At 66.7% G+C, this 12,861-nt stretch carries 10 protein-coding genes; 4 read left to right on the forward strand and 6 right to left on the reverse strand.

The window, feature by feature from the left end; genetic code table 11:
• On the reverse strand, positions 1-963 hold the full coding sequence (locus AB4Z55_RS26160; protein ID WP_239402061.1) for a DMT family transporter: 963 nt from the start codon (positions 961-963) through the stop codon (positions 1-3).
• Positions 964-1,033: 70 nt separating this feature from the next.
• Here AB4Z55_RS26160 and AB4Z55_RS26165 point away from each other — a divergent pair, with 70 nt between their 5' ends.
• From AB4Z55_RS26165 to AB4Z55_RS26175, 3 genes are all read left to right on the forward strand, one after another.
• Positions 1,034-1,603, forward strand: coding sequence for a TetR/AcrR family transcriptional regulator (locus AB4Z55_RS26165; RefSeq protein ID WP_369521064.1), 570 nt, complete (start codon positions 1,034-1,036; stop codon positions 1,601-1,603).
• A 101-nt stretch (positions 1,604-1,704) separates the two neighbouring features.
• A complete protein-coding gene (locus AB4Z55_RS26170; protein WP_167550892.1) occupies positions 1,705-2,181 on the forward strand; it encodes a hypothetical protein in 477 nt (158 codons plus the stop codon).
• Positions 2,182-2,254: 73 nt separating this feature from the next.
• Positions 2,255-3,991, forward strand: coding sequence for a SulP family inorganic anion transporter (locus AB4Z55_RS26175; RefSeq protein WP_248644388.1), 1,737 nt, complete (start codon positions 2,255-2,257; stop codon positions 3,989-3,991).
• A gap of 30 nt (positions 3,992-4,021) precedes the next feature.
• Here AB4Z55_RS26175 and AB4Z55_RS26180 read toward each other — a convergent pair whose 3' ends face one another.
• From AB4Z55_RS26180 to AB4Z55_RS26195, 4 genes are all read right to left on the reverse strand, one after another.
• Positions 4,022-5,344 carry a PucR family transcriptional regulator gene (locus tag AB4Z55_RS26180; RefSeq protein ID WP_369520958.1) on the reverse strand — a complete coding sequence of 441 codons (1,323 nt, stop codon included), beginning with the start codon at positions 5,342-5,344 and terminating at the stop codon, positions 4,022-4,024.
• The gene (locus AB4Z55_RS26185; RefSeq protein ID WP_369520959.1) at positions 5,341-6,762 is read right to left on the reverse strand and encodes a phytoene desaturase family protein; all 1,422 of its coding nucleotides are present in this window, start codon (positions 6,760-6,762) and stop codon (positions 5,341-5,343) included. Before AB4Z55_RS26185 ends, AB4Z55_RS26180 begins: the two co-directional genes overlap by 4 nt.
• Positions 6,759-8,621 carry a DUF3556 domain-containing protein gene (locus AB4Z55_RS26190; RefSeq protein ID WP_369520960.1) on the reverse strand — a complete coding sequence of 621 codons (1,863 nt, stop codon included), beginning with the start codon at positions 8,619-8,621 and terminating at the stop codon, positions 6,759-6,761. The genes AB4Z55_RS26185 and AB4Z55_RS26190 overlap by 4 nt, the downstream gene beginning before the upstream one ends.
• Before the next feature lie 129 nt (positions 8,622-8,750).
• Complete coding sequence (locus AB4Z55_RS26195; protein WP_369520961.1) at positions 8,751-10,217, reverse strand: class I adenylate-forming enzyme family protein; 1,467 nt, start codon at positions 10,215-10,217, stop codon at positions 8,751-8,753.
• A 146-nt stretch (positions 10,218-10,363) separates the two neighbouring features.
• Between AB4Z55_RS26195 and AB4Z55_RS26200 the strand changes: the two genes are divergently transcribed.
• Positions 10,364-11,869, forward strand: a complete 1,506-nt coding sequence (locus tag AB4Z55_RS26200) for a sigma factor-like helix-turn-helix DNA-binding protein (protein ID WP_369520962.1) — start codon at positions 10,364-10,366, stop codon at positions 11,867-11,869.
• Between the two features lie 17 nt (positions 11,870-11,886).
• On the opposite strand, the gene AB4Z55_RS26205 is transcribed toward AB4Z55_RS26200, so the two are convergent.
• The gene (locus AB4Z55_RS26205; RefSeq protein WP_369521065.1) at positions 11,887-12,507 is read right to left on the reverse strand and encodes a hypothetical protein; all 621 of its coding nucleotides are present in this window, start codon (positions 12,505-12,507) and stop codon (positions 11,887-11,889) included.
• Positions 12,508-12,861 lie beyond the last annotated feature (354 nt).

A 12,861-nucleotide genomic window follows, 5' to 3' on the forward strand; every position in this document is an offset into this window, starting at 1 on the left:
TCAGGGAGCAGCGGTTGCCGTACGCGCTTCGGCCTCTCCCCGATCACGTGCCTCGGGCGGCGGTGCCGCACGATTCACCACCCAGGTGGCGCCGCATGCCATCACGAGCCCGAGAGCCGTTGCCCAGCCGAAGGGTTCGCCGTACATCGCGGTGCCCCAGACAGCGGTGACAGGCGGCATGAGGAACATGAGCGTGTTCACCGATGTGACGCCGGATCGTCGTAGGAGCACCCAGTACAACCCGTAGCCGCCGAAGGTGGACAGCACCGTCAGCCAGACGATGGCCAACCAGAAGGCGCCGTCTGCCGGCGGCATCGCCACTCCCGCGAGAAGCCCTGCCACGGTGAAGATCACCGCGGACGCTCCGCAGTGGATCGCCAAGACGACGACAGGCGAGGGTGAGTCGTCGACGCGCCGCTCGAGGAAGGTGGCCGCGACGAGGGCGGCCATCCCCAGCAGCGGAACCAGGTATGCCCACCAGGGCGCACCTGCCGACGATGCCGCGTCCGACCAGGTGACCACGACGACGCCGGCCGCTCCCACGAGCAGTCCCCACCACTGGCGTCGATGGGTGACCGCCCCGAGCAACGGCCCAGCCATCGCGGCGACGACGAGCGGCTGGACGCCGTCGATCAGTGCCGTCGTGCCGGTGCTGACGCCCAGCGCGATCGCCCAGTACACGGTGACGGTGTAACCCGCTTGCGAGAGGGCCCCGATCACCAGCTGAGAACCGAGCCACCTCGCCGACATCGTCGCCAGACCACGCCGCCGCCACAGGACGTACACGACACCCCCGAGCACGACCGCCACAACCAGGAAGCGCCACATGAGCACAGTGAGCACCGATGCCGCCCCGGCGCCGAGTTTCGCTCCGATGAATCCAGACGACCAGCAGATGACGAACACCGCCGACATCGCAAACGTCGCCCAACGCGCGGGTATACCGATCTGTGAAGTCTGCATGTTCGCCGACCTTACCGATCGGTGTAGTCTTTGTCATGTGCCCACTCATCACGAGGCCGCACCGGCGACCGTGGACTGGACGCCGAAGGCCCGCCTCATCCTGGACGCGGCCTCCTCGCTGTTCTACGAGCGCGGGATCCATGCGGTCGGCGTCGACTCCATCGCGGAGGCGGCAGGCGTCACGAAGCGCACCCTCTACGACCGTTTCGGTTCCAAGGAACAGTTGGTGGTCGAGTACCTACGTGCCCGCAACGCCACCTGGAAGGAATTCCTCCGCTCCCGGCTCGACGCAGCCGACGCGACTCCGGGCGCGCAACTCTCCGCGGTCTTCGACGCCACGCGGGACTGGTCGGCCGACCGAGGCCACAAGGGGTGCGCGATGATCAACGCGCACGCCGAGATCAGCGATCCCGACCATCCGGCCTATCCGATCATCGTCGGGCAGAAGTACGAGCTACGGGATCTGCTCCGCTCGATCGCGGCGGATGCCGGTGTCTCCGACGGGAACACACTGGCGCAACGGCTGTTCATCCTGCACGAGGGCGCGCTGGTGACCGCCGGCATGGGCGTCGAACCCGATGCGCTCGACGCCGCTCGGGACGTCGCGCTCGAGATGCTCGCGTCGCAGCAGCCGAATTGACGAACTCTTAGCGCCAGGATCTGTTCCCCGACACCATTTCACGGAGTAGATCTGATCCGGTGACCTTGTTCGACATGCTGCCCTCACTGAAAGGTGTCACCGTGACCAGAACGTTCGAGACGACAACGTGGGGAACAACGCTGCACGCGTCGGGCACGGATGTCGTCGCCGGCGATCTCTCGCTCCGCGCAGAATCCCTGCACCGCAAGATCGCGTTCTACCTCGACACCGCGGGCCAACCGGTCTGCCAGTCCCTGTGCCCGACCTCGGTGTGGTTCCCCACCCTGGTCACCCGGATCACGTCTGCGGTTGCCGCACACGGCCGCGTCGTCGTCCAGGTCGACGCCGCTCTCCCCCTGCACTCCGCGGTGCTCGACGTCGCTTTCCCCGGCACGCACCTCGCGGGCGCCACCATGGCCGACCTCACCGTGGTCGACCTCTCCCGCCATCGTCGCACCCTGCACGCCGAGGTTCCCGCGCATCTCACGGTCACCGGCACCATCGCCCTCGCGCTGTCACCCGTGATCCCGCCGCGGACATCGGCCTCGAGAAGCGTCGCCCGGACCGTCACCGCCTGACCCGGTCGAATCCGGCACGATATCCACTCGGCAAAGGCGTGCCGACGCGGCCGGGAAGGCCCATAATCGCCTGATGCAACCGGAAACGGTCTCACGGCTCCTGCCCGGGTTGGGAGTGCTCCGCGGTTACGAGAAGTCGTGGCTGAAGGGCGACATCGTCGCCGGTATCGTGCTGACGGCGTTGCTGATCCCCGCGGGTATGGGATACGCCGAAGTCGCCGGGTTGCCGCCGGTCACCGGGCTCTACGCCACGGTGATACCGCTGCTCGTGTATGCCGCCGTCGGACCGTCCCGCATCCTGGTCCTCGGCCCCGACTCGTCGCTCGCCCCGATCATCGCGGCGTCGATCATCCCGCTCGCGGCGTTCGACGAAGAACGGATCGCGCTCGCCGGCGTACTGGCCATCGAGGTCGGCCTGGTCCTGCTGATCGGCGGGTTGCTCCGGCTCGGCTTCGTCACCGATCTCCTGTCCAAGCCGATCCGTATCGGTTACCTCAACGGAATCGCACTCGTCGTCGTGCTCAGCCAACTGCCGAAGCTGTTGGGGTTCAGCGTCGACGGCGATTCCGTCATCCAGGAGGCGGTCAACATCGTCAAGGGTGTCGCGTCCGGTGAGGCCGAACTGCTCCCCTCGGCCATCGGCATCGCATGCCTCGTCCTGATCTTCGCGCTCAAGTTCTGGCGCAAGGCCATTCCCGGTGTCCTCGTCGCGGTGGTGGCCTCGATCGTCGCAGTGGCGGTGTTCGGATGGTCCGACGATCTGCCGGTCGTCGGCGCCATGCCCCGCGGGTTCCCGTCACCGTCGTTGGAGGGCGTGACCGTCGACGACGTCATCAGCCTCATCGGCCCGGCTGTCGGTATCGCACTGATCGCCTTCGCCGACACGAGTGTGCTGTCCCGGACCTTTGCTGCCCGAGCCGGCGACCAGGTCAACGGCAGCCAGGAGATGGCGGCCATCGGCACCGCCAACATCGCCACCGGGTTCCTGAGCGGGTTCGCGATCTCGGCGTCGTCGTCCCGGACCCCGGTGGCCGAACAGGCCGGGGCCAAATCGCAACTCGCCGCGGTCGTCGGGGCGCTCCTGATCGTCGTGTTCATCTTCGTCGCACCGGGAGTCACCGCCTACCTGCCGTCGGCAGCGCTGGCCGCCGTCGTGATCGCCGCGGCAATCTCGCTGATCGACATCTCCGGCGTGGTGGCGCTGTTCCGCGCCAACTGGGTCGAGGGCGCGCTGTCGATCGCCGCGTTCCTCGGTGTTGCGCTGATCGGTGTCCTGCAAGGCATCCTGGTGGCGATCGGCCTGTCGTTCATCGCCTTCGTGAATCTCGCGTGGCGTCCGTACCGGACGGAGCTGGGGCGGGTTCCGGGTCTACGCGGCTACCACGATGTGACCCGCCATCCCGACGCCGAACGCATCGACGGTGTGCTCATCATCCGGTTCGATGCACCACTCTTCTTCGCCAACGGCGGCATGTTCGACGACTACGTCCGCGGTAAGGTCCGCGAGGCGAGAACAGCGGGCCGACAACTGCACACCGTGATCATCGCGGCCGAACCCATCGTCGACATCGATGCCACCGCGGTCGACGAACTCGTCGAACTGGACGACTATCTCCGCACCCACGCCATCACACTCGTCTTCGCCGAGATGAAAGACCCGGTGCGAGACCAACTCCAGCGTTACGACCTCCACGTCGACGGTTCCCCCAGGTTCGACGACTCGCATTTCGCACCCACGACCGGCGCGAAGATCGACGAGATCACCGGGCGGTTCCGTGGCGACATCGAGCCGTCCGACGGACGGGCCTGACACCCGGACACCGGACGCCAACGCCCACGTTCACCGCACGAACATCACCGGCCCGAGGAATTCGCAGACCGTCAGTGCCAGAGCGAGATCCAGGCGATCGCGGTCCGCCGGGACCTCGGCGAGTGCTTTGCCGACCCGGTACTTCACCGTGTTGCGATGGAGGTTGAGCCGCTCGGCGGTGTGGAGGTGGCTCTCTTTGGTGGCGAAGTAGACAGACAGGGTCTCCCGCAACATGTTCGCGGTCGAGGTGTCCTCGGCGAGCCCGCCCAGGACCTCCCGGACCCAGGCCCGCGTCGACTCGAGATCCCGTGCCAGCAGGGACACCACGGCCACACCCCGGTCTCCGAATCCGATCACCCGATCCGCCGTACCACCCGGCATGGTCGCCACCGAGTAGGCGGCGCGCGCCTGCTCGTGGGTTCGCCGGAATCCTCGCGCCCCGGATGCAGGCAGTCCCACCGCGACTCGGATCCCCGCCGGCACGGTCGAGCGGACGGTGACCACGGAGGAGTCGTCGGTGATGTCCCGCCCGACCAAGGGAATCCAGGCCCAGACCGTCGAACGGTCGATCGCGGTGACGATCGGTGGTGCGCCTCCGCCCAGTCGGGTACCGAGTTCGCGGGCCGCGTGGGTGAGCGTCACCAGTTCGCGCGGTTCATCGTCGGAGGACCAGAGGATGAGCGCGACGTGCCGCCGGTCCAGTGGATAACCGGTCTCGGACTCGAAGGCCCGCTCATCGGGTTCGGCGCTGTCGAGGAACGAGTGGATGGCCGCTGATTGCACGTTGCCCTCGACCCCGAGCCACCGCCGGCGTTCATCTTCGTACGCCTCGAACACGTACAGGGAGATCCAATCGATGTAACCGGACAGCACATCGGAGATGTGCCGGGTCAACGCCATCGACTGACCCGCGTCGAGATCGAGATCCTCGACCAATCGATAACATTGGCGCATCACGCTGTTCTGCCCGAGATGGTAGGCCCGGACGAGCGAGTTCGAGGGCACGTCCCGTTGCGCCAGTCGCAACGCGTATTCCACCGCGGCGGTGGTCGGTTGCAGGTGCTCGATCGGGATGTCGTTCGCCAGGACGTGGATGATCGTGGAGACGTTGCCGTGCACGCTCGCCTCGAGCAACTCCACCAGCTTGGGGTCGGTGTCGAGCTGATCGATCTCCCGGGCCATCATCGCACTCAACTCGGAGACGATGTCGGACACGTTCTCCTGCAACGTCTTCGCGATCACGGCCGCCTGCTCGAGCAGTTCGGAACCGGCTGCCGCGGGAACTCCGGCGAGCCGGTCGCGCGCGGCGTCTCCCGCTGTCCACAGCGCACGGGACGATCGCGAGGCGGTCATCGTGTCGACCGTGCGTACCGTAATGCCGACTCGGCGGCATGGTACCCACACAACCCGTGGATACCAGCACCTGGCGGGCTGGCCTGGGAGCAGATGTACACACCCGGTACTCCGATCGCGTACGGATCGAGCGCCGCACGGGGCCGTAGGACCATCTGCAACCCGTCGTTCGCTCCGCCGATGATGTCGCCGCCGGCGAAGTTGGCGTTCGAGGCATGGAGTTGTTCGGTACCAGTGCTCGCGGTCGCGACGATCCGGTCACGGAATCCGGGGGCGAATCTCTCGATCTGCGCGACGATCTGCTCGGTGGCATCCCCGTCGAAGCCTCGAGGGACGTGCGCGTAGGCGTAGATCGGATTGATGCCGCCCGCACTGCGACCGGGATCGGCGATGTACTGCTGACCGAGCAGGACGAACGGCCGTGGGACCATCACACCGGCCGCTCGCTGTCGCTCGGTGTGGGCGATCTCGTCGAAACTCCCACCGAGGTGCACTGTCCCGGCTCGCAGGCAATCCGGATTCGACCACGGGATGTCCCCGTCGATCGCGAAGTCGACCTTGTACGCCGACGACCCGATCCGGTGACGCCGGTACGAGCGTCGGATTCGAGCCGGCATCTCGTCGCCGAAGATCGAGAGGACCTGCGCCGGGGACAAGTCCAGCAACGTGATGTCCGCCGGCGGCAGGTCGGCACGCGAGCTCACCCGGACACCGGTCTCGATCTTGCCGCCCGAATCCCGTAGTGCGCCGACGATCGCCGCGGTGATCGCCCCTGAACCGCCTTCGGCCACCGGCCATCCGTAACGGTGTCCGCTCGCGGCGATCATCAGCCCGAGCGACGCGGTGAGCGGGCGGTCCAACCGGGAGAACAGGTGTGCCGCGATCCCGCCGTACAGCGCGCGGGCACGCTCGGTGCGAAACCAGCGCGCGATGACGGTGGCAGGCAGGACGGCTCGGGGCCCGAACGACGCCAACCGGATCGGGTGACCGGGCACGTGCATGACCGGACGGAGCAGATCGTCGCCCAGATCGTCGAAATGCCGGGCCAGATCACCGAACATCGCCTGCCAGCGCGATCCGTCGGCGCCCAACCCCGCCGCGGTGGCGCCGACCGAGCGGAACAACAGCCCGGCCTCACCGGAATCGAGAGGATGTGCGCAGTCGGCGTCGGGCCACTTCCACACCAGCCCGTACCGTTCGAGACCGACCTCCGACCAGAACGGCGAGCCCACACCCAACGGGTGGAAGGCCGAACAATGGTCGTGGATGACACCCGGCACCGTGAGCTCGCCCGACCGGGCCCCGCCACCGACGACCTCGGCCGCCTCGAGGACCTGCACGTCGACACCGTTGCGCGCCAGGTGCAGAGCGGCGGCGAGCCCATTGGGCCCGCCGCCGACCACGACAGCTGTGGTCACTGCGGCGCCTGATCCGTCAGCCGGACCGGCGTCGCGCTTCGGTCATCGGAGCGCATCTGCGGTTCATGCACCACTTCAGGATCGGTGACGGCGCGGCGAGCGTCAACGTCGAGAGTCCAGTCGACCTGGAACGGGATGGGGCCGTTCGGCAGCCACGGCTGCTCGTTCACCGCATCCACCACCCGGTAGGTTCCGGTCTCGATGACGCCCAGCGCCGCATCGATCACCTTGAACCGCTGTGTGCCCCGGTGGATCGGCTGGGACTCGATCCAGGCCACCGTGAACTCGCCCGGCGCGAAACCGCACCGCTTCTGCAGCGCCGCGATGAGCCGTTCGTCGTGGAGATGCCCGTCACCGAAGTTGAAGGCCACCAGCGAGTTACACGAGAACTCCGCCTCCCTCAGCGTGTAGGAGTCGATGTCGGTGCCGAGATGACGGATCATCAGCGAGTACAGCGCACGCCCCTGGCTGTGCATCGAACGCCAGGCCAGCAGTTGGTGCATCACGACATCGGCCACGTCGGCCGGGTACGACGCGAGGAGCTGGGTGCGGGTGTTCTTCGCGGGCCGCACGATGTGCTGGTCGAGCTTCTCCTCGGCACCCGGAGCGAAAGCCCAGGTGGCCGACGCCCAGTTCCCCGCATACTGGCGCATCGACGGGAGGAACGAGACCAGATCGGGACGGAGATTGCCGAGCACGGGGAAGAAGCAGAGCGCGGCGGCGATCAGCACCATCACCCACGGCATCGACGTGTCGGTCAGCGCATAGCCGTCCCAGGCCGGGAATCCGAGGAACAGGAACACCGAGGCATAGGCGAAGAGCAGGTTCCATTCGAGCGGAACGGCCAGTGGGAACGTCGACAGGATGAAGAAGTGGAAGCACACCATGAGGACGACCGCCGCCACGGTGAGCGACCTGCTCGTCGAGAACAGCAAGACCAGTGGGGTGACGACCTCGACGATGGTGCCCAGGACGTGCCCGACGCCGCCGGCCAGCCTCGACGGCCGCATGTCCTCGGGGAAGTTGCGATAGTGCGCCCGCTTGATCTTCTTGCTCGGCAGCCACGGGGTGTTCGACAGCATCGGTGGGATCACCATCGAGAAGTGATGTCCCAGCTTGGAGATCCCGGCGCCGACCCAGACCGACACGATGAGCAGTTTGAGCGCGAGGATCATGTCGACGAAGGGCAGGAAGCCGAAGAAGATCATCGCCGGGAGATACTGCTCGGAGCGAGCGGCGATGAAGATGACCTTGTCACGCAGGCCGATCACGACGAACAACGCGATGAGCGGGTACATCAGGACGGGGTTCACCAGTCCCTGATTGTCGGCCACCACCGAGTCCAGCGAGTTCGACACGATACCCGGGAGTGCTATCGCAACAGCAAGATTCGCGAGGATGAGCGCGTAGACCGCGATGTCGAACGCGGTGCGGGAGTCACCCTTGGTGAGGGGCACCTTGCCGGGCCATGGTGGGAGCCGGATCGTCTGTGGCCGCAGCCAGTACCGGAAGCCACCGGTCATCGGTTTGAAATGTCCGGCCAGCGGCCCCCACGACCCTCCGATGCCCAGGACCTCCACCAGCACGGTCCACAAGACCAGTTTCTGATAGACGATCGGTTGATTCCACCACTCGGTCACATGCAGCGGGTTCAGTCCGGATGTCAGCGTCGCGAGCACGATCCCGACGCCTCCGTAGAAGACGAAGACCTTCATCAGATAGATCAGATGGACCATCTTCGGTGTCCCGAAACCGTGGTCGGCCCAATGTGCTCCCAGCACGCGAATCCGGTCGAAGAACGGCCGCTGGAGAAATGTCTCCGGGTCCACCTGGGGGAAGTCTGGTTGGGTGAGTCCCATTGGTGCGCACTCCTTGTCTTGTTCTGTGTGTCGGTTGTGATGTGATGCGGGTCGGGCATTCCCGGTCTCGGCGCGCCGGCCACCGACCCGGCGCCCAGCGCGGGCGTCGAGGTCGGGTCGACGTGAAGATCAGATGGGCTGCGGACTTCGGAGACCGGATCGCAGCGCCGGTTTGTCGATCTTTCCCACCGGATTTCGCGGGAGTTGGTCGACGACCTGGATGATGCTCGGCTGCTTGACCTTTGCCAATCGACCGGCGAGGTGAGCAGCCAGCGTCTCGGCGTCCACCGCGCGGCCCGGGTATGCGACGACGAATGCGACCGGCAACTCGCCGTAGAGCTCGTCCGGCGCGCCCACGACCGCGCACTCGAGCACGTCCGGGTGGGTCGCGAGGGCGTTCTCGATCTCCTTGGGATAGATGTTCTCCCCGCCCCGGATGATCATGTCCTTGATGCGGTCGACCAGGGTGAGGTATCCGTCCTCGTCGAGCCGGCCCACATCCCCGGTGTGCAGTCGGCCGTCGACGATGGTCGCCGCGGTGGCTTCCGGTCGGTTCAGGTAGCCGCGCATGACATTCGGCCCACTGATGACCACTTCACCGATCTCACCGGTGGGCACCTCCGTGCCCTGTTCGTCGACGACTGAGATCCGCTGGCCCGGAAGCGCGGGGCCCACCGTCCCGAGTTTGCGTACTCCGACGACCGGATTGCAGGCCGACGCACAGGTGCCCTCGGTCAGGCCGTAGCCCTCGACGACAGGTATCCCGAAAGCGCCCTCGACCCGGTCGAGGAGTTCCCTCGATATCGGGGCGGCGCCGCAGACCGCGAACCGGAGTGACCCGATGGCCTCGCTTGTCAGTCCGTCCTGCGACACCAGTAGCGCGTAGATTGTCGGCACGGCCGAGAAGTATGTCGGGGTGAGGCGTGCGACATCATCGAAGAACCTTGACGGCGAGAACTTTCCGGTGATGCTCAGCTGTCCGCCCGCGAGCATCGGCGCCAGGAAGCTCACGCAGATGGCGTTGACGTGGAACAGAGGCAGCACCAAGAGGGCGTGGTCGGCCTCGGTGAGACCGAAGTGCGTGACCATCGTCGACGCCATGTAGTGCAGATTGCCGTGCGACAACCGGACACCCTTGGGCCTGCCGGTGGAGCCGGAGGTGTAGATGAGCAGTGCGTCGTCGTCGGCGGACGGCGATTCTGAGCCCCGCCAGTCCGCGCTCGGCCCCGTCGCCAGCTCATCCACGTCGAACCGGGCAAGTCCGGACCCCAGTTCCGCTGTGCGGGTGCCGATGACGACCCGTGCTCGCGAATCCGTCAGCTGATACTCGGCTTCCGCGGGGGTGAATGCCGGATTGACCGGAGTGGCAACCGCACCGATCCGCCATGCCGCCATCAGCGTGACCAGCAGTTCGATCCGGTTGGGCAGAAAGGTGGCCACGACGTCCCCGCGTCGAACGCCACCCCGGCTGAGTTGTTCGGCGACACCCTCGACGCGCCGCGCGAAACCGGCGTAGTCCAGGGCGACCTCGTCATCGCGAACACACGGGGTGTCGGCGCGGTGGGTCAGATCCCATGCGAAGTACGTGCTGGTCAACGGGCTTGCCTCCGAATTCGTGGTGGTCGATGTGATCCAGAACACTATGAAAGCGAGAGGCGAACGGGAACGGTCGCGGAGGCCAGACTTCCTCCGGACCTTTGTGCTCGGGGGACAATCCGATGGTGGACGAGAACGCACCACCCATGACCGCGCATGCCGGCGGACTCTCGGCGTCGGAACGGACGCCGGGCGACAGGCAGGCGCTCGACGCGGTCGCCGCCTTCGACGCCGGACTGTCCGGCCAGGAGCGGCGGGTGCTGACCGAGCGGGTCTACGCCGCCCACCCTCGAACACAGTCGGAGGTCGCCGAGATCCTCGGACTGTCCCGCGAGCGGATCACCCAGATCGATCGCTCCCTCCGAGCCCGTCTGGCCTCGTTGATAGACGCGGATCCGGTTCTCTCCGAGCTGTCGGCGATGATCGACCGGCGGGCCGCGCCGATCGCGGACGCCACTGCGCTCACCGGCGACTCGACGCTCGCCGGGTCACCGGTGGGCGACCTCGAGGCCCCGTGCTGGCGAGTGGTGGCCGCGGCGTCGGGTCTGCGCACGAGCGAGAACTGGATCATCCGGGGCAGCCTCCGAAGGGTCGCCGAGTTCACGAAGTCAGCCGTCGCGGCGGCGGCACGCCCCGGCGAGGTGCCCCCGGTAGCCGCGATCGCCGACCACCTCGGCCTGTCCGATGATTCGGCCGCACGGTGGTTGCGGCGGGCGGGATACGAAGTGCTCGACGGCCACGCGATCGCCACCCGCTCGACGACGGGGGAGATCGTCGTCGCGACGCTCGCGATACACGGCGCGCCGTTGACATTCGACGAGATCGTGGACGCGATATCGTCGATCCCGCGTGCCCACAACAGTATTCGAAACGCCCTCGCATCGGACGCACGTATCGTCAAGACCGACCGCACCCGCTATGGCCTCGTCGAGTGGGGCCTCCCACCATACGAACCGGTCCATCTGCAGATCGATGCGATTCTCTCCGACCGCGACGGCGCCGCGCCTCTCGACGACGTCATCGCGACGATCCGCGGCCGTCACGACGTCAGCGAGGCCACCATCCGTGCGTACGCCGGGGCCGGCGAGTTCCAGACCCGCGGCGGCATTGTCACCCGGCGCGAACGAACACATCGGCCCCGCCGGACGCCTGGACGGACACGCGGCCTGTACCGCGAGAACGACGTCGTGCACTGGGCGTCCACGATCACTCCGGCGCAGTGTCGCGGAACAGGATTCAACATTCCCAGCGCTCTCGCCGGCATCCTCGGCATCGGCCCCGGCACCCCGGTCGTCCTCGAGACCGCGCTGGGGTCACAGACTTTCACGTGGGCGTCGGTTCAGGCACGGACGGGTTCGATCAAGCGGTTCATCGACACACTCGAACTCACGGCCGGTTCGGCGGTCTTTCTCGACTTCGGACCGAGCACCTTCGCCGTTCGACGGGCCGAGCACTCGAGCACGTCACCCGGCAACGCCATCCTGACCCGGATCGGACGTCGCCCGGAACGCGTCACCAGGTCCCGGCTCACCCGGATACTCGCGGAATCATTGTGGTTACCCGACGATTCCACCCTCGACGACATCCTCGGCGTCCTCGCCCGGCGTCGTGAGACCGACCTCGCCGACCGGGTCTCCGCCGCGCTGGGCTGAGGCATCGGGCGCATCGGTCACGGAGCGACGGGGGCACCCCACTCGGGCATCCCGAAGGGCGCGTCGACCGCCACACATGCGCCGGCAGACGCACACGCGAGAATTCGGACCATGGTCTCGCGGGTGCCGAGATCCCCTTCCAGTCGGACACGGGCACCTCGCCGCACACCGCCGTCGTCCTCGGCCATCCATTCCGCCTCGGCCACGAGGCGGCGAGCACTGTGGACAGACCCGGCTTCGAGGTCGGTGACGAGACCACCCTCCTCGCGGATCGGAGCAGCCCGTCCGAGAGCGACGAGTACGAAATCACCGGCAACCCGGTACAGCACCCGGGATCGAGTCGGCGCCACAACGGCTTCGATGAAGTCCTCGACCTCGACGCACTGGTCGATGTGGGCGAAGACGAAACCGACATCCTGAGTGCCGACCGCATTGCAGCGTGGGCCGAGGACGATCGGAACCGTCACGACGTCGGCCTCCAGCAACGAATGCCACGCGAGGACGAACTCCCAACCCGTGTGGATCGCGAGTGCCACCCGGCTCCCGGGAGTGACCCCGCAGAAGACCAGTTGCTCGGCCATCCACTCCACGGACTCATAGAAGCGCTCGAAGTCGATGACGACGTCGCCGGTGTGCACTGCGGGCAATGCACCGTGAATGTCGTGGGCTGCTCCCAGCAGCGAGCACGAAGCCGACGTCCGAGTCACACATCCCCGATGGTCAACGAGTTCGTCTGCGCTGCAGTCGAACCCGACACACAGTGCGTGAACCACAACCCGCGAACGCCGGAGGAGCCCACCGCCTTACAGAGGTTAGGCTACCTTTATTCGAGGGGTGTGTGTCAACCTCTACATAGTTTTTCACTCATCTTCTATTTAGGGTACGTTCACCTACGATCGCCACCCTGCCGCAGCTGACGGGCTCATCCCCCTGCGATGAGTTCTCGACGCAGTGCGACACCCCGTCCGCGGACGGGGAGATGAAACGAGGAG

This window comes from Gordonia sp. ABKF26, assembly GCF_041103195.1.
GTDB classification, from domain to species: Bacteria; Actinomycetota; Actinomycetes; order Mycobacteriales; family Mycobacteriaceae; genus Gordonia; species Gordonia terrae.

What these genes read in the sequence shown, in the direction of transcription:
- AB4Z55_RS26200 (WP_369520962.1), top strand. Translation starts at nt 10,364, where the DNA reads ATGACCGCGCATGCCGGCGGACTCTCGGCGTCGGAACGGACGCCGGGC.
- AB4Z55_RS26190 (WP_369520960.1), bottom strand. Translation starts at nt 8,621, where the DNA reads ATGGGACTCACCCAACCAGACTTCCCCCAGGTGGACCCGGAGACATTT.
- AB4Z55_RS26180 (WP_369520958.1), bottom strand. Translation starts at nt 5,344, where the DNA reads ATGACCGCCTCGCGATCGTCCCGTGCGCTGTGGACAGCGGGAGACGCC.
- AB4Z55_RS26175 (WP_248644388.1), top strand. Translation starts at nt 2,255, where the DNA reads ATGCAACCGGAAACGGTCTCACGGCTCCTGCCCGGGTTGGGAGTGCTC.
- AB4Z55_RS26160 (WP_239402061.1), bottom strand. Translation starts at nt 963, where the DNA reads ATGCAGACTTCACAGATCGGTATACCCGCGCGTTGGGCGACGTTTGCG.